Annotated in this window: 27 protein-coding genes and 2 tRNA genes; 9 read left to right on the top strand and 20 right to left on the bottom strand. The window is 69.8% G+C overall.

Annotated elements, in window-relative coordinates; all coding sequences use genetic code 11:
• Positions 1–183: 183 nt before the first annotated feature.
• From H284_RS0111810 to H284_RS20735, 8 genes are all read right to left on the bottom strand, one after another.
• Positions 184–272 (bottom strand) — tRNA-Ser (locus H284_RS0111810).
• A 70-nt stretch (positions 273–342) separates the two neighbouring features.
• Positions 343–1,023, bottom strand: coding sequence for a DUF2510 domain-containing protein (locus tag H284_RS20175; RefSeq protein ID WP_020076389.1), 681 nt, complete (start codon positions 1,021–1,023; stop codon positions 343–345).
• A 7-nt stretch (positions 1,024–1,030) separates the two neighbouring features.
• On the bottom strand, positions 1,031–1,354 hold the full coding sequence (locus tag H284_RS0111800; RefSeq protein ID WP_018192603.1) for a hypothetical protein: 324 nt from the start codon (positions 1,352–1,354) through the stop codon (positions 1,031–1,033).
• A gap of 64 nt (positions 1,355–1,418) precedes the next feature.
• Complete coding sequence (locus tag H284_RS0111795) at positions 1,419–2,294, bottom strand: serine hydrolase domain-containing protein (protein ID WP_020076388.1); 876 nt, start codon at positions 2,292–2,294, stop codon at positions 1,419–1,421.
• A gap of 4 nt (positions 2,295–2,298) precedes the next feature.
• Entirely contained in the window at positions 2,299–2,916 is a 618-nt protein-coding gene (gene kdpC, locus H284_RS0111790) for a K(+)-transporting ATPase subunit C (protein ID WP_020076387.1), read from the bottom strand.
• A gap of 20 nt (positions 2,917–2,936) precedes the next feature.
• A complete protein-coding gene (gene kdpB / locus H284_RS0111785; RefSeq protein WP_020076386.1) occupies positions 2,937–5,093 on the bottom strand; it encodes a potassium-transporting ATPase subunit KdpB in 2,157 nt (718 codons plus the stop codon).
• A 2-nt stretch (positions 5,094–5,095) separates the two neighbouring features.
• Positions 5,096–6,772, bottom strand: a complete 1,677-nt coding sequence (gene kdpA, locus H284_RS0111780) for a potassium-transporting ATPase subunit KdpA (protein WP_029042914.1) — start codon at positions 6,770–6,772, stop codon at positions 5,096–5,098.
• A 14-nt stretch (positions 6,773–6,786) separates the two neighbouring features.
• Positions 6,787–6,876 carry a potassium-transporting ATPase subunit F gene (locus H284_RS20735; protein ID WP_018192608.1) on the bottom strand — a complete coding sequence of 30 codons (90 nt, stop codon included), beginning with the start codon at positions 6,874–6,876 and terminating at the stop codon, positions 6,787–6,789.
• 312 nt (positions 6,877–7,188) lie between these two features.
• On the opposite strand from H284_RS20735, the gene H284_RS0111765 reads away from it, so the two are divergent.
• On the top strand, positions 7,189–7,749 hold the full coding sequence (locus tag H284_RS0111765) for a hypothetical protein (protein ID WP_020076384.1): 561 nt from the start codon (positions 7,189–7,191) through the stop codon (positions 7,747–7,749).
• Positions 7,750–7,857: 108 nt separating this feature from the next.
• Positions 7,858–8,376, top strand: a complete 519-nt coding sequence (locus tag H284_RS0111760) for a DUF6611 family protein (RefSeq protein ID WP_020076383.1) — start codon at positions 7,858–7,860, stop codon at positions 8,374–8,376.
• A 19-nt stretch (positions 8,377–8,395) separates the two neighbouring features.
• Here H284_RS0111760 and H284_RS0111755 read toward each other — a convergent pair whose 3' ends face one another.
• Positions 8,396–8,839: a DUF6069 family protein gene (locus H284_RS0111755; protein ID WP_020076382.1), complete on the bottom strand. Its 444-nt coding sequence runs from the start codon at positions 8,837–8,839 to the stop codon at positions 8,396–8,398.
• 91 nt (positions 8,840–8,930) lie between these two features.
• Here H284_RS0111755 and H284_RS0111750 point away from each other — a divergent pair, with 91 nt between their 5' ends.
• Entirely contained in the window at positions 8,931–9,518 is a 588-nt protein-coding gene (locus H284_RS0111750; RefSeq protein WP_020076381.1) for a TetR/AcrR family transcriptional regulator, read from the top strand.
• 27 nt (positions 9,519–9,545) lie between these two features.
• Here the strand turns inward: H284_RS0111750 and H284_RS0111745 are convergent, their stop codons facing one another.
• From H284_RS0111745 to H284_RS0111730, 4 genes are read right to left on the bottom strand one after another with little or no spacing between them, the layout of a single operon-like run.
• Positions 9,546–10,280, bottom strand: coding sequence for a Type 1 glutamine amidotransferase-like domain-containing protein (locus tag H284_RS0111745; protein ID WP_020076380.1), 735 nt, complete (start codon positions 10,278–10,280; stop codon positions 9,546–9,548).
• Between the two features lie 43 nt (positions 10,281–10,323).
• Positions 10,324–11,553, bottom strand: a complete 1,230-nt coding sequence (locus tag H284_RS0111740) for an ABC transporter permease (protein ID WP_020076379.1) — start codon at positions 11,551–11,553, stop codon at positions 10,324–10,326.
• On the bottom strand, positions 11,550–12,248 hold the full coding sequence (locus tag H284_RS0111735) for an ABC transporter ATP-binding protein (protein ID WP_020076378.1): 699 nt from the start codon (positions 12,246–12,248) through the stop codon (positions 11,550–11,552). The genes H284_RS0111740 and H284_RS0111735 overlap by 4 nt, the downstream gene beginning before the upstream one ends.
• Positions 12,248–13,267 carry an efflux RND transporter periplasmic adaptor subunit gene (locus H284_RS0111730; protein WP_081630402.1) on the bottom strand — a complete coding sequence of 340 codons (1,020 nt, stop codon included), beginning with the start codon at positions 13,265–13,267 and terminating at the stop codon, positions 12,248–12,250. Before H284_RS0111730 ends, H284_RS0111735 begins: the two co-directional genes overlap by 1 nt.
• A gap of 119 nt (positions 13,268–13,386) precedes the next feature.
• Here H284_RS0111730 and H284_RS0111725 point away from each other — a divergent pair, with 119 nt between their 5' ends.
• Positions 13,387–13,914: a winged helix-turn-helix domain-containing protein gene (locus H284_RS0111725; RefSeq protein ID WP_018192615.1), complete on the top strand. Its 528-nt coding sequence runs from the start codon at positions 13,387–13,389 to the stop codon at positions 13,912–13,914.
• Positions 13,911–15,170, top strand: a complete 1,260-nt coding sequence (locus H284_RS0111720; protein WP_020076376.1) for an MFS transporter — start codon at positions 13,911–13,913, stop codon at positions 15,168–15,170. The genes H284_RS0111725 and H284_RS0111720 overlap by 4 nt, the downstream gene beginning before the upstream one ends.
• Positions 15,171–15,183: 13 nt before the next feature.
• On the opposite strand, the gene erm is transcribed toward H284_RS0111720, so the two are convergent.
• Positions 15,184–15,945, bottom strand: a complete 762-nt coding sequence (gene erm, locus H284_RS0111715; RefSeq protein WP_020076375.1) for a 23S ribosomal RNA methyltransferase Erm — start codon at positions 15,943–15,945, stop codon at positions 15,184–15,186.
• 166 nt (positions 15,946–16,111) lie between these two features.
• Positions 16,112–17,107 (bottom strand): GlxA family transcriptional regulator, encoded by a 996-nt coding sequence (locus H284_RS20170; protein ID WP_020076374.1) that lies wholly within the window; start codon positions 17,105–17,107, stop codon positions 16,112–16,114.
• A 224-nt stretch (positions 17,108–17,331) separates the two neighbouring features.
• On the opposite strand from H284_RS20170, the gene H284_RS0111705 reads away from it, so the two are divergent.
• The 3 genes from H284_RS0111705 (at position 17,332) to H284_RS0111695 (ending at position 18,552) form a co-directional block, all read left to right on the top strand.
• Positions 17,332–17,814, top strand: coding sequence for a DUF2269 family protein (locus H284_RS0111705; RefSeq protein WP_020076372.1), 483 nt, complete (start codon positions 17,332–17,334; stop codon positions 17,812–17,814).
• The gene (locus H284_RS0111700) at positions 17,811–18,086 is read left to right on the top strand and encodes a hypothetical protein (RefSeq protein WP_020076371.1); all 276 of its coding nucleotides are present in this window, start codon (positions 17,811–17,813) and stop codon (positions 18,084–18,086) included. Before H284_RS0111705 ends, H284_RS0111700 begins: the two co-directional genes overlap by 4 nt.
• A 133-nt stretch (positions 18,087–18,219) precedes the next feature.
• Positions 18,220–18,552: a hypothetical protein gene (locus H284_RS0111695; protein WP_231371189.1), complete on the top strand. Its 333-nt coding sequence runs from the start codon at positions 18,220–18,222 to the stop codon at positions 18,550–18,552.
• A gap of 49 nt (positions 18,553–18,601) precedes the next feature.
• Here the strand turns inward: H284_RS0111695 and H284_RS0111690 are convergent.
• From H284_RS0111690 to serS, 4 genes are all read right to left on the bottom strand, one after another.
• A tRNA-Ser gene (locus tag H284_RS0111690) sits at positions 18,602–18,686 on the bottom strand.
• Between the two features lie 54 nt (positions 18,687–18,740).
• Positions 18,741–20,033 (bottom strand): LCP family protein, encoded by a 1,293-nt coding sequence (locus tag H284_RS0111685; protein WP_018192623.1) that lies wholly within the window; start codon positions 20,031–20,033, stop codon positions 18,741–18,743.
• A gap of 154 nt (positions 20,034–20,187) precedes the next feature.
• Complete coding sequence (locus H284_RS0111680) at positions 20,188–20,991, bottom strand: HAD family hydrolase (protein ID WP_018192624.1); 804 nt, start codon at positions 20,989–20,991, stop codon at positions 20,188–20,190.
• Positions 20,988–22,253, bottom strand: coding sequence for a serine--tRNA ligase (gene serS, locus H284_RS0111675; RefSeq protein ID WP_018192625.1), 1,266 nt, complete (start codon positions 22,251–22,253; stop codon positions 20,988–20,990). Before serS ends, H284_RS0111680 begins: the two co-directional genes overlap by 4 nt.
• A gap of 38 nt (positions 22,254–22,291) precedes the next feature.
• Between serS and H284_RS0111670 the strand changes: the two genes are divergently transcribed.
• Positions 22,292–23,290 (top strand): diacylglycerol/lipid kinase family protein, encoded by a 999-nt coding sequence (locus H284_RS0111670; RefSeq protein ID WP_018192626.1) that lies wholly within the window; start codon positions 22,292–22,294, stop codon positions 23,288–23,290.
• A gap of 46 nt (positions 23,291–23,336) precedes the next feature.
• On the opposite strand, the gene H284_RS0111665 is transcribed toward H284_RS0111670, so the two are convergent.
• Positions 23,337–24,587 (bottom strand): SGNH/GDSL hydrolase family protein, encoded by a 1,251-nt coding sequence (locus tag H284_RS0111665; protein ID WP_231371188.1) that lies wholly within the window; start codon positions 24,585–24,587, stop codon positions 23,337–23,339.
• Positions 24,588–24,666 lie beyond the last annotated feature (79 nt).

Below are 24,666 nucleotides of genomic sequence, written 5' to 3'. Positions count from 1 at the left end.
CAGCTCGTCCGGGACAGCACTCCGTGACGCGGAACTCGAACGGACGACCTTCACCACCTGCGCCAAATGCGCGGTGTCTCGCTATCGGCTCCGTCCCAAACGAATGTGGGAAGGACATGGGCGAGCCAGCATGTTCGTTGCGAAAACCCCCGAAATCACTGGGATTCCGGGGGTTTCGATCGGCGGAGACGGAGGGATTTGAACCCTCGGTCCCCTTACGGGGACTCCACCTTAGCAGGGTGGTGCACTAGGCCTGACTATGCGACGTCTCCAGCGCGACCGCGAACGGACGCACGACAGCCATCATAACGGACGCCGCGGGCGTGCCCGGACACGGTTCCCTCAGGCGCCGACGGTGACGTGTTGCGCCACGGTGCCGAGGATCTCGCTGACGAGCAGGATCGACCAGACCATCGCCAGGACCATCGTGACGACGTACGCCGCGATCGCCACCCAGAGGGGCGCCAGCCCGCGGCCGTCGGCGACCTTGCGCACGATGACGCTGCGGCCGATCGGGTAGACGATCCCGAGGAACGACCACGCCCAGTGGAAGGGTCGCTCCATGCCGCGGCGGACGAGCTCGCGGTAGTCCAGCCAGGAGAAGACGATCGTCGCTGCCGAGATCAGCCAGCTCACACCCATGACCACGAAATACAGCGGGCCGCCGAGCAGGGCGAACGGGTCCGTCAGCACCACACCGGAACCATCGGGCGCGGTACGGAACATGGCCTGCGGGTGCAACAGGAACAACAGCAGTCCGGTCACCACCGGCGCGACCGCGACCAGCCAGATCCACACCGTGTACACCGGGGTGCCCGGCGCGAGCGGGCGGCGCGGCGGAGGCCCGTACGGGGACGGAGGCCCGTACGGGGACGGCGCCCCGTATGGGGACGGCGCCACGTACGGAGACGGCACTGCCGGCGCGAGCTGGTCGCCCCAGCGGCAGCCGTCCCACCAGCGCAGCGCGCCGGACCCGTGCGGGTCCGGGTACCAGCCTGCGGCGGGAGGGACCGGGTCGGTCATCGTCGGATCAGGAGTCGTGGCCGACGGCGGGCTCGCCGACGAACTGGTGCGACTCGCTGGCGAGCTCCGGCCAGTCCTCGGTGTCGGCGATCCGCACCCAGGAGCCCTTGGCCTCGCTGCGGCCGGCGGGGACGGCGGAGGCGACGTCACGGCCGACCAGGTCGGCGGCGCGGCCGGTGGGGAGGTCGACCACGAGGTCCGTGCCGTCCAGGTAGGCGAACAGGCGGCCGTGCACGTGGAGCCCGGTGGCGGTCACCGACACGTCCAGGTCGGGGTCCTCCAGCAGCTGTGCCGCAAGCAGCTCGAACGACGGTACGGGGCTGTCGGTCATACGAATCCTCTCCCTCTGCGCTCCGGGTGGGGCACGTTCGAAACACTACCCGGTTGGTGGAGGGTCAACCGAGGAGCGCCTCGTGCGCGACCTCGAGCAGCCGGCCGGTCCGGAACTCCTCGTGAGCCGTCACCGTGAGCACAGCGCCGTGCGCGTCGTCAACGACGACGTACTGCCCGTACCGTCCATCGAATCGCCACAGGCCCGACGGGCCCTCCCAGGTCGCGATCCCGTAGTGAGCGGAGGTGCCGTCGCTGCCGGTGTCGCGCCAGTCGGCGTGCATCCCGTCCATCCAGGCGGCGCTCACGATCCTCGATCCGCGCCACTCGCCGCGGTCGCGCAGAACGCGGCCGATGCGGGCCAGCTCCTCGGTGCGCAGCTGGAGGCCGCTGCCCGCGACGATCCAGCCCAGCGGGCACCGCATCCACTGCGGGTTGTCGATTCCCAGAGGATCGAACAGCCGCGGGAGCAGCCAGTCGCGCACATCGCCCACGGCAGCGCCGAGCATCCGCATGGCCACGTAGGTGCTCGCGTCCGAGTAGAGGAAGTGCTCCCCCGGACCGCGGGTCGGGAGGCGGAGCATCTCCTGCGCCAGGTCGGCGCCGGGCACCGGCTGGTCGCCGAACCATTGGAAGTCGATGCCGCTCGACATGGTCAGCAGGTGGCGGAGCGTCACCGCTCCCACCCCGTCGCCGAGCTCCAGTCCGGGGAGCGCCTCCGCGACGGTCGTGTCGAGGGTCAACACGCCTTCATCGACCGCGATGCCCGCGGCCAGCGCGCTGACCCCCTTCGACACGGAGTACACATTCACCCGGTCGTCGCTGCGCCAGCGGTGCTGCGCCTCGTCGTCACCCACCAGGGCGTGGGCGCCGTACGCGCCCAGCCCTTCCCGATCGACGGTGCGGACGAAGCGGTCCAGGAGCTGGTCGGCGGCAGTCATACCCTCATTCTGACGGCGCCATCGCCTCGAGAGCGATGTTCAACTGGAGGACGTTGACGGTCGGCTCCCCCAGGTAGCCCAGGTCGCGCTGCTGGACGTTCTTCTCGACGAGGGCACGCACCCGGTCCGCGCTGATGCCTCGGGCCTTCGCCACCGCATCCACCTGGAGCAGCGCGTACGCCGGCGAGATGTGCGGGTCCAATCCCGAACCGGATGCGGTCAGCGCGTCGGGCGGGATCTGGCCGGCGCTCACGCCGTCCACCTTCTCGATGACCTTCGCCCGCTCGTCGACCGACTTCACGAGGTCCGGGTTGTTCGGTCCGAGGTTGCTGCCGCTGGACGCGCCGCCGTCGTACCCGTCGCCCGCCGCAGAAGGCCGGGACTGGAACCACCCGGGCAGCGGGTTCCCCTTCTTGTCGGTGAAGGACTGACCGATCAGGCTCGACCCGACCACCTTCCCGTGCGCGGTGACGGTCGAGCCGTTCGCCTGCGCGGGAAGGGTGAGCTGGCCGATCCCCGTGACCACCAGCGGGTAGGCGACGCCGAGGACGACGGTGAAGATGAGCAGTGCCCGGAGGGCGACCCAGTACTGGCGCCCGGTTCCCCGTGTCGAAGCATTCATGATGAGTTCCGTTCTGATTTCTAGAATCCGGGGATCAGGCTGACGACCAGGTCGATCAGCTTGATGCCGATGAAGGGGGCGATGATGCCGCCGAGGCCGTAGATCAGGAGGTTGCTGCGCAGCAGGGCCGAGGCCGAGGCGGCCCGGTAACGGACACCGCGCAGTGCGAGCGGGATCAGGATCACGATGATGATCGCGTTGAAGATCACCGCCGACAGGATCGCCGACGACGACGAGTGCAGCTGCATGATGTTGATCGCCTGCAGCCCGGGGAACACCCCGACGAACATCGCCGGGATGATCGCGAAGTACTTCGCGACGTCGTTCGCGATCGAGAACGTGGTGAGCGCACCGCGGGTGATGAGCAGCTGCTTGCCGATGCGGACGATGTCGATCAGCTTGGTGGGGTCGGAGTCGAGGTCGACCATGTTGCCCGCCTCCTTCGCCGCCGAGGTGCCCGTGTTCATCGCGACGCCGACATCCGCCTGCGCGAGCGCCGGGGCGTCGTTCGTGCCGTCGCCGGTCATGGCGACGAGGTTGCCGCCCTCCTGCTCTTTGCGGATGAGGGCGAGCTTGTCCTCCGGGGTCGCCTCCGCCAGGAAGTCGTCGACCCCGGCTTCGGCGGCGATCGCGCGGGCGGTCACCGGGTTGTCGCCCGTGATCATCACGGTGCGGATGCCCATCCGGCGCATGTCCGCGAACCGCTCGGTGAGCCCCGCTTTGACGATGTCCTTCAGATAGATCACGCCGAGGACGGTGGCCTCGCCCGTCGCCGACTTCGTGGCGACCGCCAGCGGGGTGCCGCCGGCTTCGGAGATGTGCAGCACCTTCTCGTCGAGATCGCTGAGGATCGAGGAGGCGACGGGAGTGGACTCCTGCGCCCACGCGACGACCATCGACGCCGCCCCCTTGCGCACCTGCGACCCGTCGGCGAAGTCGACGCCGCTCATCCGTGTCTGCGCGGTGAACGGCACCACAACGCCGTCGAGGGTTCCGGCCTGAACGAATCCCTGCTGTTCGGCGAGCACGACCACCGAGGAGCCCTCCGGCGTCGGGTCGCTCAGGGATGCCTGCGCAGCCGCCTTCACGAGCTCACGCTGGTCCACTCCCTCGACCGCGGTGAACTCCGCGGCCTGGCGGTTGCCGTAGGTGATGGTGCCGGTCTTGTCGAGGAGGAGCGTCGTCACGTCGCCGGCCGCCTCGACCGCACGCCCCGACATCGCGAGGACGTTGTGCTGCACCAGGCGGTCCATCCCGGCGATGCCGATCGCCGACAGCAGCGCGCCGATGGTCGTCGGGATGAGACACACCAGCAGAGCGACCAGGACCGTGACGCTCGGTGCGGCGTTCGCGAACCCGGCCGTGGGGCCGAGCACCAGGACGACGACGACGAACACGATCGTGAGTGCCGCGAGCAGGATGTTCAGGGCGATTTCGTTGGGCGTCTTCTGCCGTGCCGCGCCCTCGACCAGCTTGATCATCCGGTCGACGAAGGTCTCTCCCGGCTTGCTGGTGATCCGCACCACGATCCGGTCGGACAGCACCCGGGTGCCGCCCGTGACGGCGCTGCGGTCGCCGCCCGACTCGCGGACCACCGGGGCGGACTCGCCCGTGATGGCCGACTCGTCGACGGAGGCGATGCCCCAGACGATGTCGCCGTCCCCGGGGATGAGTTCCCCGGCCGTGACGACCACGACATCCCCCAGGCGCAGCTCGGCCGAGGGGACCTGCGCCACCGCTGCGGCGAGCGCCGCCGCATCCGACTCCGGGTCGTAGTCGGCGACCCGGTTGGCGACGGTCGTGGTCCGCGTCTTGCGGAGGCTGGCGGCCTGCGCCTTGCCGCGGCCCTCGGCGACCGACTCCGCCAGGGTGGCGAAGAGCACGGTGAGCCACAGCCAGACAGCGATCGCCCAGGTGAAGGCGAGCGTGGTGACCGTGCCGCCGGAGGTCTGCCGACCGAGGAACGGCTCGGCGATCGCTAGGATCGTGGTCAGCGCAGCGCCGACCTCGACGATGAACATGACCGGGTTGTGCCACATGTCGCGCGGGTCGAGCTTGCGGAACGCGCCGGGGAGCCCGGCCCAGAGCTGCCGCCCGTTGAAGGCGCCGGTGGGCGCCTTCCCGCCGTGGGGCTGGTTCTGACCGCGGTCCTCCGCGGTGTCGGTGAGAGTGGACATGATCAGTGAAGCCCTTCCGCCAGGGGACCCAGCGCGAGAACGGGGAAGTAGGTGAGTGCAGCGACGACGACGACCACGCCGACGACGAAGGCGACGAACAGGGGTCGATGCGTCGGGAGGGTGCCGGTCGTGGCGGGAACCTTGTCCTGAGCCGCCAGCGAGCCGGCGAGCGCCAGGACGAACACGATCGGCAGGAACCGGCCGAGGAACATGGCCGTGCCGAGCGCGGCGTTAAGCCAGGGCGTGTTCGCGGTGAGCCCGGCGAAGGCCGACCCATTGTTGTTCGCCGCGGAGGTGAACGCGTAGAGCACCTCGGAGAAGCCGTGCTGTCCGGGGTTCCAGATCGAGACCTTCTCGACGTTGTCCTTGATCGCGGGGATGGCGAAGCTGAGCCCGGTGCCGAGCAGCACCAGCGTCGGCGTGATCAGGATGTACAGGCTGGCCAGCTTGATCTCCCGCGACCCGATCTTCTTCCCCAGGTACTCCGGAGTGCGACCGACCATCAGGCCGGCGAGGAAGACGGAGATGATCGCGATGATCAGGATGCCGTAGAGTCCTGCGCCGATACCGCCGGGAGCGACCTCGCCGGTCATCATGTTCAGCATCGTCATCATCCCGCCGAGAGGCGTGAAGCTGTCGTGCATCGAGTTCACCGCGCCGGTGGAGGTCAGCGTGCTCGTCGTCGCGAAGAAGGTGGATCCGAGGATGCCGAACCGCTGCTCCTTCCCTTCGAGCGCACCGCCCGCGGCCTGAGTCGCCGTCCCGGCGCCCTGGAGCTCGAAGAGGGTGAGCGCTACGAGCGACACGAGGAAGATCGCGGACATCGCGCCGAGGATGGCGTAGCCCTGACGGTTGTCGCCGACCATCCGGCCGAAGGTGCGCGGCAGCGAGAACGGGATCAGCAGCATGAGGAAGATCTCGATCAGGTTGGTCCACGCCGTCGGGTTCTCGAAGGGATGCGCCGAGTTGACGTTGAAGAACCCTCCGCCGTTGTTCCCGAGCAGCTTGATGGCCTCCTGCGACGCCACCGGTCCGCCCGGGATCGTCGCCGATCCGCCCGTCAGCGTGCTCACGCTGGTGAAGCCGTTGAAGTTCTGGATGGCGCCGCCGATGATCAGGATGATCGCGAAGACCACCGAGAGGGGCAGCAGGATGCGCAGCACGGCGCGCGTCGCATCCACCCAGAAGTTGCCGATGGTGCCGGAGCGGTGGGCGGCGAACCCGCGGACCAGCGTGACGGCGACCGCGAGCCCGACGGCGGCGGAGAGGAAGTTCTGCACCGCCAGACCCGCGATCTGCACGGTGTACCCGACGGTCACCTCCGGCGAGTAGGACTGCCAGTTGGTGTTGGTGACGAACGAGATCGCGGTGTTGAACGACAACCCCTCGGGCACCGCGGGCAGCCCCAGCGAGTACGGGAGGACGGCCTGCGAGCGCTGCAGCGCATAGACGAGCAGCACGCCGAGGATCGAGAACGCGAGGACGCTGCGCAGGTAGACCGGCCAGCTCTGACCCACGCGGGAGTCGACGCCGATGATCCGGTAGAACCCGCGCTCGATCTTCAGGTCTTTGCGGGTGGTGAAGGTCGCGGCCATGTAGTCGCCCAGCGGGCGGTAGGCGAGGCCGAGCAGGAGGACGAGCGTGGCGAGGAACGCCACGAACAGCCAGAAGGTGCTCATCGAATCCGGCATCTCTAGAACTTCTCCGGCTTCAACAGGGCGTACACGAGGTACGCGATCGAGGCCAGGGCCGCTGCGGCCGCCAGCAGGTCGAAGAAGATCACAGCTTCTCCACCCCTCGACCGACCAGGGCGACGATCGCGCCGAGCGCGACGATCCCCACAACGCAAATGAGGTCCAACACGGAATCTCTCCATCCGGGTCAACCGCCTCGCCGACGTCCGGCAGCGCGGTGAGGACTGGCGGCACGCCAGAACCCCGGACCTATGTAAGTGCGGTGGGGAGCGCAGAGCGGCGGTCCTAACGCGATCCATACGGCGCGCGCCGGAGTCCTAACGTTTTCCCTCCGGCGGTCGGCGTGGAGATTCCGTTAGGAGTGCTGCGGGCCGGTCCGGAGCGGCGTAGAACCGTCGACTATGACACTCACGCACATCCTCCCCAGCCTCCGTGGTTCCGTCCCCGACCCGATCGGCCGGGACCTCTGGCCGGAGTTCACGATCACGACCCTCAGCGATGTCACGGTGGCCGGCGTCTCCCTGAGCCGGCTGGCCAAGTGGTGCGTGACGCCGTGCGTCCACACCGCCGCCGCCGTGGTTCCGGGCACGGGTGGGATGCCCTCGTCCGACGAACTCGCCTCGGTGGTCGTCTCACGCGTGCTCGAGGTCGTGACGGCTGCGGACGGATCGCTCGACGTGTGGATCGACGCCCGGCTCCCGGGTTCGGCGCTCGTCGGCGAGCTGAGGATGATCGGACGCACCTCCACCGCCTGCCATCGGCGTGCCCGCGTCCACGACGCAGGGACGAGCACGCCCTCCCCTGCGCTCGAGGAGGTGGTGTCGGATATCCGCGTCGGCGATCTGGTCGTCGTTCCCTGCCGTGGGGCCGCCCTGCTCCGCGAGGTCGACCCCGCTCGGCGCCACCTCGTCACGACCGTCGATGGCTCCCCGGCCTGGAGCCCCGCGATGTGCGGTCGATGACCGGTCCGGCCGTCAGCACCGTCAGCATCCCGTTAGGTTCGCGGTCGCGGCCGTATGGAGATCGCAAGGACCGGATCCGCTCGCGCCCCTCCGGCGCATCCTGGACGCATGAACGAGTTCGTCCGGCGTCTCCTCGAGGGTCGAGCACCCTGGGGAACCCTCGATGTCTCCCCGGCCAGCCGGGGGATCTGGCAGCAGGTGCGGTTGACGGTCTATCCTCCGGGGATCACGCACGCCGAGCGGCGCATCCTCCATCTCGCCCGTGTCTGGCCTGTGGGGGGTGGCATCCTGTGCCTGTTCGCCCTCGTCCTCCTCGGCAGTGAGAACCCCGCGCTGAGCCTCGCGGCCGCGCTCGCCCTCTACGCCGGGGGTTTCCTGATCCTCTCCCGCCTGGCTCGAGACCTGCGCTCCCGATCCCGCGCCGTGACCGTCACCTCGGAGTACGTCCACGGCGAACTGTACGAACACGGCGAGGTCGCGCTTCTCCGTGTCAGCGCCGAACGGTTGATGACGCTGGAGGCGAGGCGGAGGCATGGAGAGGTCGATCCCGTCAGCTATGAGGCCGAGTGGTCCGACGTGTTCGGCACTCTCCCCGTCCGCACCTCTCGGATGCTCCAGCGCCGCTGACTCCTTCACATCCGAGGGATTACGACCGGCGAGCCGGAGCGCCGCGGGACGCGAGGACGTACGCGGGGATGGCGACGCCTGCGACCACGAGGTGCATGAGGGCGAGCGCCAGAACTGCTCCGGACGTCGTTCCCGGAACGAAGCGCAGCGTCGCCAGCAGGACGTCCGGCAGGAAGGACGCGACGACGACGATCGGGACGACGATCGTCAGCGCACGCCGCGGGTTGCGGGCGCGGCGACGGATGAGGACCCATCCCACCCAGCCTGCTGCGACTCCGAGCACCGTCATCGACGCGTAGGCGGGAACCGTGAGCGGGCCGTAGGCGGACGAGACGCCCAACGCGTGAGCGAGGGAGGCGATGACGGCGTTCAGGCCGATCGCGATCAGTGTCGCCACGATGAGGATGATCGCCGCGCGGGCTTTGGATGCGGACGCGACCGGGGTGAGGGTTTGCGTAGTCATGAGCACCTCCGTTGTGATGGAGTTACGGTTCCGAGTGGTACCGTAATGGGATTACGGTACCGCCAATTCCCGAAAGGTACAATGGCCTCCTATGTCCGATGCCTCTGCGAACCCGGTGGGCCGGCCGCGCGATCTGGAGCTGGAGTCCCGTATCCTCTCGGCGACGCAGGACCTGCTCATCGAGATCGGCTACGGCGGCACGACGATCGCGGCGGTCGCGGAGCGGGCGCACTGCGGAAAGTCCGCCATCTACCGCCGATGGGAGACCAAGGCGGATCTCATCGTCGCCGCGGTCCGGGCATCCCAGCCCCGATCAGCCCCGCCCGACACGGGCTCGCTGCGCGGTGATCTGCTCGCAGCGGCCCTGCACTTCGCCGGGTCCGACGAGCGATCCGGCCGGGTGCTCGCGAGCCTGCTGAGCGCGATCGGCGGCGATCCGGTGCTGTACGAGGCGGCGTACCGGGAGGTCGGTCAGCCGCCCGTTCTGGCGCTGACCGCCGTCATCGAGCGCTGGATGGCGGAGGGCACGGTCCAGAAGGATGTTCCCGTCGGCCTGATCGCGGGCATCGTGCCGACCGCGGCTTTCGGAAGCGTCGTCCTCCGGAAGCAATACCTGGATCGGGAGGCCGTCACCGAACTCGTGGACCACGTGCTCCTGCCTGCCCTGCTGCGCCCGTGACCGACGCGGGCGGACGAGGACGAGGCGTCAGCGGACGTCGACAGTCGCCGCGTCGATCATCGACACAGCCACGCCGCTGCTGACCGACCGCACCCTCCACACGCTGCCGCTGCCCACGACCCGAAGACCCCCATCGCCGACGATCAGCACGGTGCGCTCGTCGACGCCGAGGGCACCGTCGATAAGCCCGGACTCCACGGCGGCGACCAGTCTCGAGAGCGTGCCTCGCTGTGCCACGTGCGGGTCGACCGAGCCGTCGACGAGTCCGATGCCCGGCGCCACCTCGAGCTCGATCCCGGGCTCGGACGGGTCCTCCGGGCAGACCAGCCGGCCGTGGATGCGGGATCCGCCGCCGAGCGCTCGCTCGGCGGCCACCATCGCGCCGGCCGAGACGCCGAGGTAGGGCACGCCGTCCGCGACCTGGCGGCGGAGCCCGCCGAACAGGGGTTCGAGTCCCTCCCGCACGGCTTCGACGATGCCGCCGCCGACCAGGATGCCGTCGACCTCCGCGATCGCGCTCGGCGACAGCTCCTCGCCGCCGTACGAGCTCGTCACATGCGCGTCGACCTCGCCGGCCGCCGCGAGCACCCGGCACAGCACCTCGGCCCGTTCCGGACCGCCGGGATGGATCGACACGATCGCGACCCGAGGCACCGTGCGCCCGACATCGCGGGCTCGCGCGGCGGCTTCAGCGAGGAACGGCGCGTACAGCGGCGCATCCGAGGGTTCCAGTGCACCGCCGCCCAGCAGGTGGACGCTCATCCCGCAACTGTACGGCGTCTCGCGCCGCGGGAGACGAGACCCGTCAATACCGGATGGCGTCGATCGGCCGCACCCGGACGGCGACGATCGAGGGCAACAGCCCGGCGAGTGCACCGACGCCGACGGCGATCAGCATCCCGAACGCGGCTGCGGAGAGGGGGAACGCCGGAACGTCCTGCAGGCCCTGGCGGTGCAGGAAGCCGATGACGACAGGGTTCTCGAGCGCGAGGATCGCGACCGTCACCCCGATGACTCCGGCGACGGCGGTCGCGACGACGCTCTCCATCATGACCCCCGCGAACACGCGTCCCGCCGTCGCGCCGAAGCTGCGCCGGATCCCGATTTCCCTGATGCGCGCTCGGACGGTCACCATCGAGATGTTCAGGAGCCCCAGGGCGCCGAGCAGCAGGATGAGACCCGCGCCGGCACCGCCGACGAGCTTCAGGAAGAGCAGCGGGTCAGGGCCGTCAGCAGCTTGGTAGTCCTGTCGGTTCACGCTCACCGTCGCACCGTTCCCGACGGCGCGCGAGAGGTCGGCGGAGAGACGTTCCGACAGCGGACCAGCCACCTCAGGCGGCACCCAGGCGAAGTACTGCGTCGAGCCCGCGTCTCCCTCAGCCGCGCCGGGAGGCTGGAGCGCCCGATAGGCGTCGTAGAGCATCCACAACTGGGCCAGGTGCTCGTCCCCGCCCGCGGCCACCCCGACGACGACCGCGTCGACCGAGGTCGGGGTGATCAGATGGAGCATCGGGTGCGAGGCCACGTCGGGTGAGCCGAGCAGACGCCACAGGCCCTCGTTGACGACCACCGCGGGCACGAGCCGTTCCGCATCGCGTGCGGAGAACCAGCTCCCGGCGACCATCCGGGTGCGGAACATCACCGCGTAGTCCTGGTCGACCAGCTGGCCGCTGAGGTTGGCGTCCGGCGGCAGCCCGCGCACGACCGGCTGCGCATATCCCTGGCGCGTCGAGTAGCTCACCTGGTACCGCGCGAGCGTGTCGGTCACCAGGTGGCCGAACTCCTCATCCGTGGTGAGCGGTCGGCCGTCCTCGGAGTACGGCAAGCTGATGTTCATCATCGCCGGCCGCCCCTGACCGCGTTCGAGCCCCTCAACCACCCCCTGCTGAGCGACCGCCGAAATGGCCGCGATGGAGGTAAGTGCCATGATCGCGACCGCGACGCCCACGATCGCCATCAGCACCCTCGCCCGGTAGACCCGGAACTCCGACCACGCCTCGACGAGGACGCTGTAAACCGACGTCAGCGCTCTCACCGGATGACCTCGACCTCGTCGGGATGCAAGACGCCGCCGTCGAGCCGGTGGCGGCGGTCGGCCAGTGCGGCGATGTGCGGATCGTGTGTGATGGTGACGAGGGCGGCCCTACTGTCGCGGGCGACGCCGTCGAGCAGCCCCATGACCGCCTGACCCGTCTCCACATCCAGAGCTCCCGTCGGCTCATCGGCCAGGATCACACGCGGCTCGCGGACGAGTGCCCGAGCGATCGCGACGCGCTGCTGCTCGCCGCCCGAGAGCCTGCTCGGCAGCCAGTCGGCCCGGTCGGCCAAGCCGACCCTGTCGAGCATCTCGAGCGCCAGACGTCGGCGACGCCAGAACCGGTGCGGTTCGGCGTACAGCAGAGGGGTCGCGACGTTCTCGGCCGCCGTGCGACCGGGGAGGAGATTGAACTGCTGGAAGATGAACCCCACCTCCCGGCCCCTGCGCTTGTCCCGCTCCGCCGCCGACATCCGCTGCACCGGAACGTCGTCGAACCGGATGCTGCCGCCCGTCGGCTCATCGAGCAGCCCGAGGATGTTGAGCAGCGTCGACTTGCCGGAGCCGCTCCGGCCGACGATCGACACGTGTTCGCCGGCGTCGACGACGAGGTCGACCCCGCGCAGGATGTGCAGAGGCTCGGCATCCGGGATCTCCACCACGCGGGTGACCCCGTCGAGCACCAGGATCGCCATCAGCCGCTGATGCCGTTCGCCGCCGCCGCCTGCTCGTCGACCTTGGACGGGACGAACTGCAGGATCTCGTCGCCCTTCTTCAGCCCGGAGACGATCTGCACCTGCTGACCGTCGAAGATCCCCAGCTGCACCTTCACGGCCGTCGGAGCGCCTCCATCGGCGGCCGGCCGGTACACCGTCCCCGCCGCACCGGCTCCCTCGACGGCCGTCGCAGGGACGAGGAGCGCGTCGTCGGCCGAGCCTGCACTGATGGTCAGCTTCGCCGCCAGGCCGGCGAAGACCGTCACATCGGCGGGCACCGCACACCGCACGGTCGGGCCCCCGGTCGATCCCGCTCCGGACGCCGAGCCCGTGGAGGGAGCCGGGGCCTGCGCCGATCCGTCGGACCCGGCGCTCGCGCCGGCCAGCGGTGCGCTGACGCTGAGGCCGGTGCACGTGAACGGCGCCGGGCCGCCCGCGATGGTCACCTTCGCCTCCGTCGGCTTGCTCAGCAGACGGTACTGCTGCACGGCGGCGATCGACCCGGTCACGTTGAACGTCGGCGGAGCCACCTGGGCGAGCACATCGCCAACGACGACCTGCTGACCGACGAGCACAGCGACCGCGGACACGGTCCCCGCGGCGCTGGCCGTGATCGTCACCGTGCCGTACCGCGGACTGCCGTCCGCCGCGGGCGTGGCGAGCTGCTGCTTGACGACCGCCACCGGTGTGCCGGCGTCGACCGCGGCGCCCGGTGCCACGGCGACCTTCGTCACCTCGCCCGCCGCGGTGGCCCGCACCGGCGCCGCCGCATCGGCGAACACGGTCGCGTCCACCGTGAGGTCGTTGCGGATCGACCCGCTCGCGACGGTCGTCGTCGGCTCGGAGACGACTCCCGTCGGCCTGACCCCGTCGGCTCCGGCGGTGGCACCGCTGAAGAACGCGAGCTTCACCAGCGCGGCCGCGATCGCGGCGAAGACGACGAGGCGAAGGACGGGGAACACCCAGCGGCGCATCACGCCAGGAGACGACACACTCATCCCCTCAGTCTGGCCGAGGCGGCAAATCGATCTCATCATCCTCTGGGCTGACTCGCACTCCGCCTGCAACCCCCAAAGACACATTTGACGGTCGGCTCGCCGCGCGCGACCATGGCGGAATGTCAACTCTCGAGGAGCTTCGCGCGACCGCCCATCCCATCCGTCTGCGGCTGCTGTCGTTGCTGACCGGCGCCGCCATGAGCGCCGCGGAGGCCGGCCGCGAGCTGGGGTACTCGCAGGCGACGGCGAGCTATCACCTTCGGGTGCTGGAGCGTGCGGGGCTGGTGCGCGTCGTCGAGGTCGTGCGCCTGCGGGGAGGGGAGGCGAAGCGCTACCGGCACGAAGCGTCGGCCGAGCCGTTCCTCCTCCCTCCCGCGCAGCCGACCTCGGCGGCCCTGCGGGAGGAGCAGGCCGTGTACTACGACGCCCTCATCGAGGAACTGCACCGCCGTGCGCGGCAGCGCGCGGCCGGGCCGTCGGTCTCCACGGACGCTGAGCTGTGGGTGGACCCCGAGGTCTGGCGTCGCGTCGTGCGCCGGGTCGGAGAGGCTTCGGCGCTCATCCACGCCGCAGCGCAGCGCCCGCGCACCCCGGGGACGGTACCCGTGTCGATGACCGTCGCGCTCTTCCCGCTGAGGCGTCCGTGACCGGCCAGATCGCCGCGTCGACGGCTCCCGCGACGAAGAATCCGAGCCCGCTGCGCCACGCACCGTTCCGCTGGCTGCTGGCCGCCCGCACCATCGGCATCGTCGGCAATGCCGTCGCCCCGATCGCACTGGCGTTCGCCGTGCTGGACCTCACCGGCTCCCCCGTCGACCTGGGACTGGTGGTCGGCGCCCGGTCCATCGCCAACGTCGCGGTGCTCCTCTTTGGCGGCGTCATCGCCGACCGGCTTCCCCGCCGGCTGGTGCTGGTCGGCACCTCCGTGGGCGCCGCGCTCACACAAGGCGTCGTCGCCGCCCTCGTCCTGACAGGGACGGCGGCGATCTGGTCGCTCATCGCCCTGAGCATCCTCAACGGTGCAGTCAGCGCCGTGAGTCTGCCTGCCGCGGCCGCGATGGTGCCCGAGACCGTCCCCGCGGATGTTCTCCGCCCGGCGAACGCGCTGCTTCGGCTGGGGCTGAACGGCGGGACCATCCTCGGCGCATCGGTCGGAGCGGGGGTGGTCGCGCTGGTCGGGCCGGGCGCGGGGCTCGCCGTCGACGCGGCATCCTTCGCTCTGGCGGCCCTGTGTTACGCGCGAATGCGGCTTCCTCACCAGACACCGCGGCCCGCGTCGAGCGGATCGGTCCTCTCCGATCTCCGCGAGGGCTGGCGGGAATTCTCCGGCCGCCGCTGGATCTGGATCGTCGTCGCGCAGTTCACCGTCCTGAACGCCGCCTACGTCGGCGGGTCGACGGTGGTCGGACCCGTCGTCGCCGACGCATCGTTCGGCCGCGCCGGATGGGGTCTCGTCGTCGCGGCGCAGGCCGTCGGCCTCGCGGTGGGCGCAGTCGTCGCGTTGCGCTGGCGCCCGCGCCATGCCCTCGGGATCGGCGTCGGACTCATGGCCGTCACCGCCCTTCCGCTCGCGGCGCTCGGACTGCTGCCGTCCCTCCCCGTCCTCCTGATCGCGTTCGGGCTCGGCGGGATCGCGATGGAGCTCTTCTCCATCGCCTGGGACCAGTCGCTCCAGACCAACGTCCCGCGAGATGCGCTCTCGCGGGTCTACTCGTACGACATGGTCGGGTCGTTCGTCGCCGTTCCGCTCGGCGAGACCCTGGTCGGGCCGCTCACGCAGTCCTTCGGGACCGTCCAGACGCTCCTGGGATGCGCGGTCGTTGTCCTGCTCGCGTCGATTGCGGCCGTGTCGACGCGCAGCGTACGCGGCCTGACCACGGACCCTCCTTCTGTCCGCGAGTGATCGCACGGGCCCGCTACTCCCGGAGCGTGAGCCAGAGGGCCGCCCACTGCTCGGCGGTGAGGTCGCGCGGCAGGGCGGTCTTCGGCACGGCGGAGCCGGAGAGGGCGCGGTGAGCGGTCGCCGGGCTGACCCGGGCGGCGACCTGAATGACGCGTTCCAGCGTGCCTCCTCTGCCGCAGAACACTGCGCGAACGAACGTCTCGTAGGGGCGGCGATCGGCGTGTGGCACGAGCGGCGATCCGCGGCGCGCGATGGTGAGTATGCCGCCATCGACGCTGGGGCGAGGCGTGAATCCCCAGCTGGGGATCCTTCCGTGCAGCTCGAAGGCGAACCAGGGCGCGCTTTGCGCGGTCATCATCGTGTGCCCTCCGACCCCGGCTCGCTTCCTCGCGACCTCCCATTGAGTCACCAGCACCGCCCGCATCCACGTCGGGTGCCCGAGGAGACGACGGAGGATCGGTGTGGTGAGGTGGAACGGGATGTTACCCACGATGACCGGGGTGTCCAGCGCGTGATGCAGGGCGTCCGCGTGAACCACCCGGACATTCGGGAGGGTCCGCGCGAGCCGGCGCACACGATGTTCGTCGATGTCGATCGCCGTCAGCGGTCGACCGGTTGCCGCGAGCGGTCGCGTCAGGGCGCCGTTGCCGGCACCGAGTTCGAGGATGGGGCCTCTAGTCGCTCCTACGAGGGAGACGATGGTCGCGATCGAGGGGGTGTGCGTGAGGAAATTCTGGCCGAGTTCGTGTCGGCCGCCATGCAGAGAACGAGGCATGAGCGTGCTCCAGGAAGTGAGGTGGAGCACCTGTGGAGGGCGGCGTGGGTACGCGGAAGCGCCCGTCCGAGGTGCGGTTGACGTCTCGGAAGGACGGCGCGCTTATGCGAGCAGGAGCGAGCGCGCCGTCAGGCGCGGCGGTCGCGGATGAAGAAGAAGCGCCCCGTCACGAGTGCGCTGGAAATCGTTCCCACGCCTCGACGGTAGCAGGAGTGGCAGCCGGATGGGGGCGGAAGACCTTCCGGTAGGCGCCGGGGGTGACGCCGAGGGCGTGCGCGAACTGTGCCCGGAAGTTGCTGGTGCTCGGGAAGCCCGTCTGGGCGGCGATCCGATCGACGGTGTAATCCGTGGTCTCCAGCAATTCCTGGGCATGCCGCAGACGCACACCGGAGACCCACTGCATGGGACTCTGGCCGGTCTCGTCTGCGAACCGCCGGGTGAGCGTGCGCGCGCTCACGCCGGCCTCGGCCGCAAGGTCCGCGAGCGTGAGCTCGCGGTGGGCGTTCGCCTCGATCCAGGTCAGGATGTCGCGGAGGGCCGATGCTCCGGCCGTCGGGCGGTTGCGGACGATGTACTGCGCCTGCCCTCCGGGGCGGTGCAGCGGGGCCACCGCCAGGCGGGCGGCGTCCGCGGCGACCGCCATCCCGTAGTCGCGCTGGATGATGTGCAGGCAGAGGTCGAGACCGGATGCGGCCCCGGCGGAGGTCAGAATGTCTCCGTTGTCCGTGTAGAGCACGTCCGGATTGAGCCGGACGGCGGGAAACCGGGACGCGAACTCGTCCGCGGCGAGCCAATGCGTCGTCGCATCCTTGCCGTCGAGCAGGCCGGCCTCGGCAAGGGTGAACGCGCCGACACAGATCGACGCGATCCTGGTCCCCTGTCGCGCGGCCGCGCGGAGAGCCGACAGGATCTCCGGCGGCGATGGTCGCGAGGGATCGTTCCGGCCGGGGACCACGACGAGGTCGGCGCGTTCGAGCACGTCCAACCCCTCGTCGAGCTGCACGCGCAGAGGCCCGGCCTGCACGGACTGCCCGAGACCGGCGACGACGACCCGGTATCCCGGCCTCCCGTCCGGCAACCGCACACGACCGAAGGTCTCGATCGGGGTGGCCAGATCGAATGCGATCGCATCCGGCAGAGCGAGCACGACGACGTTGTACATACCCGAACTATACCGAGGACGAGCGCTTGGCGAGATTTAGGCAAAGATTGGCCAAATGGCCATGGTGAACGCCCCGGATGTCCGAACAGGATCGAAGGAGAGCTCCACGAGAGGAAACCCGCCATGCCCCAGCCCCGTGCCCCGTTCGTGCCGTTCGACGGATTCGACCCGCTCGACGTGGGGGGTCTTCAGTGCACGCCCGTCAGCGGCGAACGGACGGGTGCATGAGCGCGTTCCTCCTGTCCGTCCACGTGCTCGCCGCCATCCTCACGGTCGGCCCGGTCGCCATCGCCGCGAGCATGTTCCCGCGGTATGCCCGCGTCGCCCTCGCGTCGCCCGGCGACACGAAGAGTGTCTCCGTGGTGAACCTCTTGCACCGGATCACCCGCGTCTATGCGGTGATCGGAGTGCTCGTACCGGTGTTCGGCCTGGCGACGGCGGCGAGCATTGGGGTGCTCGGAGACACCTGGCTGATCATCTCGATGATCCTCACCGCTCTCGCGGCGGCCCTGCTGATCGCGTTCATTCTTCCCGCCCAGACCCGCGTCGTCCGCGCCGTCGACTCGCCGCAGGACGACGACTCCGCGGCGCCGAGCAGCACCGCCCGCCGGCTCGGGATGCTGACCGGAGTGTTCAACCTGCTCTGGCTGATCGTGGTCGTCTTGATGATCTACCGGCCCGGATCCACGACGGGAGTCGGGCTGTGAGTCCCCGGCGCATCCTGCAGATCGTCGGCACGATCGAGCTGGCCACCCTGGTGGTCCTGCTGGCGAACCTCGTCACCGTTCACCTGCCGGAACTCTCGCGGGTCCTCGGCCCGGTGCACGGTCTCGCCTACACCGGCACGGTCATCACGGCCGTCCTGCTGTCGAAGGGGCGCCACCGGGTCTGGCTGTTCTCGCTGATCCCGGGGGTCGGAGGCCTCCTCGCCTCCCGGACCGCTTCTGCGGCGGCGATCACCGCATCCGGAGGCGACTGAGGCTCCCCATAGGATCTGCCCGGGAGCGAGCACCCCTCCTGGTCGTCGGGGAGCTGGATGCGAAGGGTCCCGCACATCCCCGTGTTCGCAGAGGTCCTCACCATCGCCATCGTCCCGGGTCTATGGTGCCGTCATGGTTGAACATGGAAAGGGCCACCCGGACAGGCTTCCGAGAGGCGAGGAACCGATCGCGGAAGTCGCAGCCGATCGATTGGATGAGGATGGCCGGCATGCCGGCCGGCTCGTTCTGACGCCGAACCGGATCTACTTCCTCGATGACGAGCACAACGGCGGCGCCCACGACGACATCATCGATCACATCCGCTTCCAGGGTGCCGAGGTGACAGGTGACGACACTGTCGGCACGTTGGCGCTCAGTTGGAGCGACCAGGGAAAGGTCTACGAGGGCAACACGATCGAACTGGGCGCCTTCAAGGTGGCGATCGACGACCAGCTGAACCCGTAGACGGCGGTGCCACGCCGGCTTGTCAGGTGAGCCCGGAGCACCCTGTCTGCGGAGGGCGTGGGATTCGAACCCACGAGACATTTCTGCCCACCAGTTTTCAAGACTGGCTCCATCGGCCGCTCGGACAGCCCTCCCGGCGCCGGGCGAACCCGGCGTCGCCCGATTCTAGCGAACCCGGGCGACGGTGATCACTCGGAGAACGGCTTCGAGCAGGTGTACTGCGCCGCCGTCTGGCCGTGCACGTCCGACGGGAGCTCGACCGAGCCGCCGCCGGCGGTGCCCGAGTCGGTGCCGGTGGCCGGAGCCTGGGTCGCCGGAGGCTGGGTGGCGGGCGCCTGCGTCGCCGGCGGCTGCGTGGCCGGGGTCTGCGTGGCCGGAGCGTTCGGGTCGGCCTGGGAACCGACGCCGGTGTCGCCCGTGAGGGTGACCGGCTGATCGTTCTGCAGGGCGCTCATCAGCTGGTCCGCCGCATCCGTCGTCGGGGCGACGCCGCCGTCCACATAGTGGTTCGGGTACTGCACGAACACGACCTTGCTGATGTCGATGTTCTTCAATGCCATCGCCATGGAGACGATCGTGGTCGGGTTGTTGAGGCTGTCGGAGAGGGTGATGTTGCTCGTCGCCGCCTTCGCCAGGCCGTACAGCTTCACCGGGTTGCTCAGCACGTCGGCGCTCTTGATGGTGCGGACGAGCGACGACAGGAACACCTGCTGGTTGCTGATGCGGCCCAGGTCCGAGCCGTCGCCGACGCCGTGACGGGTACGGAGGAAGGCGAGCGCCTGCGAGCCCTGGAGCACGTTCTGGCCGGCCTTCACATCCAGCCCCGTGTACGGGTCCTCGATGTCTCCGGCGACACAGACGGGCACGCCGCCCACGGCGTTCGACATCTCGATGACACCGTCGAACTGGATCACACCGGCGTACGGGATGTTGAGGCCGGTCAGCTTCTCGACCGTGAGCACCGTGCAGGCCAGGCCGCCGTAGCTCAGGGAGTTGTTGATCTTCTGGCGGCTCATCGAATCGAAGCTGCCGCCCTTCGGGTCCGGGCAGGACGGGATGGAGACGAACATGTCGCGGGGGAAGCTGACGACGGTCGCGTTCTGGTGGTCGGCCGACACGTGCAGCAGCATCGTCACGTCGTTGAGGTTCTCCTCGCGGTCGCCGTATGCGGTGTTGCCGCCACCGCTGTCACTGCCGGCGAGGAGGACGTTGAACGCACCGTTCATGGCGCCGACGCCCGGCGTCGTCTCGTTGCCCTTCGCGTCGACGAGCTTGACCGACTTCTTGACGCTGGCCACCACATCCACCGCCGCGTAGGCCGCGAGCGAGACGCCGGTCACGCCGAAGATGGCGACGACCGCGACGAAGATCTTGAGGAGTGCTTTGAGCGGATGGTGCTGCTTCAGTCGACCGTGGCGGACCGCTGGTCCTGCCGCCTTCTCCTGCGCTCGCGCTTGCGCGCGGGTGTGCATCTCGCTCATTCACTTCCTTCCGGCCGGGTGTGCGCACGTTCACAGGCGGGCGCCTGGAAATGAGCGCACGCCGTCTTAAAGGGTGGCACGGGAGGCTGGCAATGCTCTGGATGGGCGCGCGTCGTTGCGCGCGAAGGCCTCCCCCAGACCGAGGGGCGCTCGGTCAGAGCGCGTCGAGGACCTCCGCGACGCCGTCGTCGACGACCGGCGCGGTCGATCGCGTGGCGACCGCCTTCACCTCGTCCGGCGCCTGACCCATCGCGACCGCGAGACCCTCGGCGCCCGCCCAGGTGAGCAGCTCGATGTCGTTGCGGCCGTCGCCGACCGCGACCACGTGCGACCGCGGGATGTCGAGCGCATGCCGCACCCGCTCCATCGCCGTTGCCTTGCTCACGCCGTCCGGCGAGATGTCGAGCCACGCGGTCCAGCCGATGGCGTAGCTGACGCGCTGGAGGCCCATCCGGTCGACGATCGAGAGGAACTCCTCGGTGTCGTGCTCGGGCGACACCACGACGACACGGGTCGCGGGATGCTGCAGAAGCTCCTCGAACGGCACCTGCTCGGCGTTGACCAGCTCCCAGTCGGTCATGCCCTCGGTGTACCGGCGGAACCCGGTCGGCCCCTCCACCATGAAGCTGCCGCTCGGGAGGTGCGGCCGGATGGTCTCCAGCACCTCGGTCGGGTCGAACACCTCGATGAACTCGCGCCGGTAACCGCCCTCGAGGGTGTCGTCGCGCTTCATCGTCAGGGCGCCGTTCGCGCAGACGACGAACTCGCTGGTGAGGCCGAACTCCTCGTGGATGGGTCGCGCGGTCTCCCAGCTGCGTCCCGTGGCCAGCATCACCTCGTGGCCGGCATCGCGCACCCGGGTGACGGCGGCGCGCACGGCGTCGCCGACCGTCTCGTCTTCATGGATCAGCGTGCCGTCGACGTCGAGCGCGATCAGCAGCCGGGAGTCGTCGCTCACGAACGCGTCGGCTCCAGCAGCTCCAGTCCGCCGAGGTAAGGGCGCAGCGCCTCCGGCACGCGCACCGACCCGTCCTCCTGCTGGTGCGTCTCGAGGATGGCGACCAGCCAGCGCGTGGTGGCCAGCGTCCCGTTCAGGGTCGCGACCGGCGCCGTCTTGCCGCTCTCGGTGCGGTAGCGGATGTCGAGGCGGCGTGCCTGGAAGGTGGTGCAGTTCGAGGTCGAGGTGAGCTCGCGGTAGCGGCCCTGGGTGGGGATCCACGCCTCGACGTCGTACTTGCGCGCGGCGCTCGAGCCGAGGTCGCCCGCCGCCGTGTCGATGACGCGGTAGCTGAGTCCCAGCGCCTGCATCATCTCCTCCTGCCAGCCGAGCAGCCGCTCGTGCTCGGCCTCCGCCTCCTCCGGGCGGGTGTAGACGAACATCTCCAGCTTGTCGAACTGGTGGACGCGGATGATGCCGCGGGTGTCCTTGCCCGCCGAGCCGGCCTCGCGCCGGTAGCAGGTCGACCAGCCGGCGTAGCGGATGGGCTCGTCGACCTCGATGATCTCGTCGGAGTGGTAGCCGGCGAGCGCGACCTCGCTCGTTCCGGTCAGGTAGAGGTCGTCGTTCTCGAGGTGGTAGACCTCGTCGGCGTGGGCGCCGAGGAAGCCGGTGCCCTGCATGATCTCGGGCTTCACCAGGGTCGGCGTGATCAGCGGGATGAAGTCGTTCTGCAGGGCCTTGTCGAGCGCCATGTTCATCAGCGCGAGCTCGAGCCGCGCTCCGATGCCGCGTAGGTAGGAGAAGCGGGCGCCCGCGACCTTGGCGCCCCGGGCCATGTCGATCGCGCCGAGCAGCTCGCCCAGCTCCAGGTGGTCGCGCGCCTCGAACGGGAACTCGGGGATGTCGCCGACCGTCTTGAGGACGACGAAGTCGTCCTCCCCGCCCGCCGGGACGCCGTCAACGATCGGGTTGCCGATGCTGCGGACCAGCTGCTCGAACCGGGCATCCGCGTCGTTGGCGGCCTGCTGGGCCTCCTTCACGCGACCGGCGAGCTGCTGCGCCTGGGCGACGAGCTCCTTCTTCTGCTCCTTCGGCGCTTTCGCGACCTGCTTGCCGAACGCGTTCTGCTCGGCGCGGAGTTCTTCGAAGGCCGTGATCGCCGCGCGGCGCTCGATGTCGGCCTGGATGGCCTCGTCGACGAGCTGCACGGAGTCGCCCCGGGCCTCCTGGGAGCGCCGGATGATGTCGGGGTTCTCACGGAGAAGTACGGGATCGATCACCTGACCAGCTTATCGACCGATGCCGAACAGGTAGCGTGATGTGCGTGAACGGACGGGACGGGGAGCAGCGCCGTGTCGCCGCCGTCATCTACAACCCCGTGCGGGTCGACGTTCCGCGCATCCGGGCGGCGGTGGAGACCGCCGCTACCGGCCGGTTCGAGCTGCTCTGGCTCGAGACGACGCCGGAGGAGAGCGGGCAGTCCCAGGTCGGCGAGGCGCTGGCCCGGGGCGCGTCCCTCGTGCTCGCGGCGGGCGGCGACGGCACCGTGCGCGCCGTGGCTGAGGCACTGCGCGGACGGGATGCCACCCTCGGCATCATCCCCGGGGGCACCGGCAATCTTCTGGCGCGGAACCTCGGCATTCCGATCGCGAGCGTCGAAGCGGCGTGCGCCGTCGCGTTCAGCGGCCGCGAGCGGCGGATCGACATCGGCATCGCCGTGGCGCACCGCCCGGACGGGTCGGCGACCGAGCACGCGTTCCTGGTGATGGCCGGTGTCGGGATCGACGCGGCGATGATCGCCAACGCCCGGCCGCAGCTGAAGCGCCGGTTCGGTTGGCTGGCGTACGTCGACGCGGCCTTCCGTGCTCTGCCGAAGGCGTCGAAGGTCCCGGTGCGTTACCGGCTCGACAACGGACACGAGCGGTCGGCGCACGTGAGCACGATCCTGGTCGCGAACTGCGGCGCGTTGCCGGGGAACATGGAGCTCATCCCGGACGGCGAGCTCGACGACGGTCTCCTCGACGTGGCGATCGTCCAGCCAGCGACGGTATTCGGCTGGCTGGCGATCTGGCGCAAGGTGACCTGGGAGAACCGCGTCCTGCGGAAGTCGAGCATCGGTCGCCGGATCATCCGTTTCACCGACCGCGCGATCCGCACCCGGCTCAGCTACCTGCGCGGAGCCTCGGTGCAGCTGGCGGTGGATGCGCCGGAGCCCTTCGAGTTGGACGGGGACGCGTTCGGCGAGATCCTGCGCCTCGACCTCCGGGTGGACGAGTTGGCGCTGCGCGTGAAGGCTCCGGGCATCCCGGTCGGCTGACGCGGCCGCCGCCCCGGAATCCGGGAGGGCGACCGCGCCGCTCGGCCTACGCCTTCGGCGTCAGGGTCAGCACCTGCACCGCGCCGGTCGCCGTCCGCAACCGCACGGTGTCGCCCGGCTTGACCGTGACGGTCACGTGGTACACCCGGGTGTCCTCACGGTTCTCGAACCAGACGTACCAGCCGTGCTCGCCGTTGACGTTCGCGACGTACGACCCGTTCACCTCGGCCGCGACATCCGGCGTGGTGTGCAGCGTAGCCAACGGAACGTGGATCTGCAGGTCGGCGGAGGTCCCGCCGAGGGAGACCAGCGCGCCGGTCACACCCTGGAAGTCGCGCGGCGCCTTCAGCACCGCGCCGACGGCCCGGCCCTGGTAGCCGAGGCCGGCCAGGTTCGGGTGCATCGAGGTCGGGGAGAGCACGAAACCGGAGAGGGTGATCCCGTCGATGTACGGCGTCGTGCTGCAGACCGAGTGCTCGGCGGTGTCGGCCAGCAGCGAGACGTATTCGGCGCCCGCGGCGTGGACCGCAGCCTGGGTGCGGGTGTCGAGGGTCGACTGGACGCCGTGGAAGTAGTCCAAGTCAGTGGTCGCGAACGGCAAGGCCGGCTTGCTCGAGGTCAGCGGCGAGAAGCAGCCTCCTGCGGGTGTGTGGGCGGCATCCGGCATGAGCGTGGGGTAGCCCACCACGACGACGCGGGCGTTCGGCGCCTTCGCTCGGATGCGGGTGACGGCCTCGCCGACCGCCGGAGCGACGGCCCCGGCCGCTTTCGCGCTCAGGGTGTCCACGCCGCCGACCGTGTACTTCTCACGGCACGACTTCTCGCCGCTCCACAGCGGACCGTCCGCGGAGGCGGCCAGGCACGAGCGCAGGATGGCCGAGAACCCGAGGTCGTTGCCCCCGATCGAGAGGGTGACCACCTGAGTGGATGCGCTGAGCGCGTCGGTCTGCGCCGGGATCGCGCCCTTCGCGGCGAAGAGGTCGGGGATCGTCGCGCCCGAGCAGCTCTGGTCGTTAGCGATCAGCCCGGCACGCCACGCGGCTGTGCGCGGGTAGTTCGCCACGGACTGGAGGCACTCGGGGTACGCGCCCGTCAGGTGGTCGAGTGCCTGGCCGGCGACGTACGAGTCACCGAGCGCCACGTAGGAGCCGGGACCGGGCGTCGCGGCGGCCCCCTGCGCCGGGACGGCGACGGCGGCCGCGGCCAAGCCGAGGACGGCGGCCACGGGCCAGGCGCGCCGGGCTCGCCTCCGTCTCGGCGATCGTGCGCTGGTGTTCGGAGGGGTGTCTCGATCCATCTGTGGACTCCTTGCCTGTCGAAGGTGGCTTCACCTGGACAGAGAGGTCTACTGATCGAATCATGACGAGGAACGCCCG

Origin of the sequence: Cryocola sp. 340MFSha3.1 (assembly GCF_000383315.1) — a bacterium.
Taxonomy (GTDB): Bacteria; Actinomycetota; Actinomycetes; order Actinomycetales; family Microbacteriaceae; genus Leifsonia.
Note: the sequence above shows the minus strand (reverse complement) of the source record. Positions and strands in the feature narration are given on the sequence as shown.

Coding starts and splice junctions, on each gene's coding strand:
- H284_RS0111795 (WP_020076388.1), bottom strand. CDS start 2,294: ATGACTGCCGCCGACCAGCTCCTGGACCGCTTCGTCCGCACCGTCGAT.
- H284_RS20170 (WP_020076374.1), bottom strand. CDS start 17,107: ATGTACAACGTCGTCGTGCTCGCTCTGCCGGATGCGATCGCATTCGAT.
- H284_RS0111730 (WP_081630402.1), bottom strand. CDS start 13,267: ATGAGTGTGTCGTCTCCTGGCGTGATGCGCCGCTGGGTGTTCCCCGTC.
- kdpC (WP_020076387.1), bottom strand. CDS start 2,916: ATGAATGCTTCGACACGGGGAACCGGGCGCCAGTACTGGGTCGCCCTC.
- H284_RS0111745 (WP_020076380.1), bottom strand. CDS start 10,280: ATGAGCGTCCACCTGCTGGGCGGCGGTGCACTGGAACCCTCGGATGCG.
- H284_RS20175 (WP_020076389.1), bottom strand. CDS start 1,023: ATGACCGACCCGGTCCCTCCCGCCGCAGGCTGGTACCCGGACCCGCAC.
- H284_RS0111800 (WP_018192603.1), bottom strand. CDS start 1,354: ATGACCGACAGCCCCGTACCGTCGTTCGAGCTGCTTGCGGCACAGCTG.
- H284_RS0111665 (WP_231371188.1), bottom strand. CDS start 24,587: ATGGATCGAGACACCCCTCCGAACACCAGCGCACGATCGCCGAGACGG.
- H284_RS0111735 (WP_020076378.1), bottom strand. CDS start 12,248: ATGGCGATCCTGGTGCTCGACGGGGTCACCCGCGTGGTGGAGATCCCG.
- H284_RS0111725 (WP_018192615.1), top strand. CDS start 13,387: ATGTCAACTCTCGAGGAGCTTCGCGCGACCGCCCATCCCATCCGTCTG.
- H284_RS0111755 (WP_020076382.1), bottom strand. CDS start 8,839: ATGACTACGCAAACCCTCACCCCGGTCGCGTCCGCATCCAAAGCCCGC.
- H284_RS0111765 (WP_020076384.1), top strand. CDS start 7,189: ATGACACTCACGCACATCCTCCCCAGCCTCCGTGGTTCCGTCCCCGAC.
- H284_RS0111695 (WP_231371189.1), top strand. CDS start 18,220: ATGGTTGAACATGGAAAGGGCCACCCGGACAGGCTTCCGAGAGGCGAG.
- H284_RS0111670 (WP_018192626.1), top strand. CDS start 22,292: ATGTGCGTGAACGGACGGGACGGGGAGCAGCGCCGTGTCGCCGCCGTC.
- erm (WP_020076375.1), bottom strand. CDS start 15,945: ATGCCTCGTTCTCTGCATGGCGGCCGACACGAACTCGGCCAGAATTTC.
- kdpA (WP_029042914.1), bottom strand. CDS start 6,772: ATGAGCACCTTCTGGCTGTTCGTGGCGTTCCTCGCCACGCTCGTCCTC.
- H284_RS0111750 (WP_020076381.1), top strand. CDS start 8,931: ATGTCCGATGCCTCTGCGAACCCGGTGGGCCGGCCGCGCGATCTGGAG.
- kdpB (WP_020076386.1), bottom strand. CDS start 5,093: ATGTCCACTCTCACCGACACCGCGGAGGACCGCGGTCAGAACCAGCCC.
- H284_RS0111685 (WP_018192623.1), bottom strand. CDS start 20,033: ATGAGCGAGATGCACACCCGCGCGCAAGCGCGAGCGCAGGAGAAGGCG.
- H284_RS0111705 (WP_020076372.1), top strand. CDS start 17,332: ATGAGCGCGTTCCTCCTGTCCGTCCACGTGCTCGCCGCCATCCTCACG.
- H284_RS0111760 (WP_020076383.1), top strand. CDS start 7,858: ATGAACGAGTTCGTCCGGCGTCTCCTCGAGGGTCGAGCACCCTGGGGA.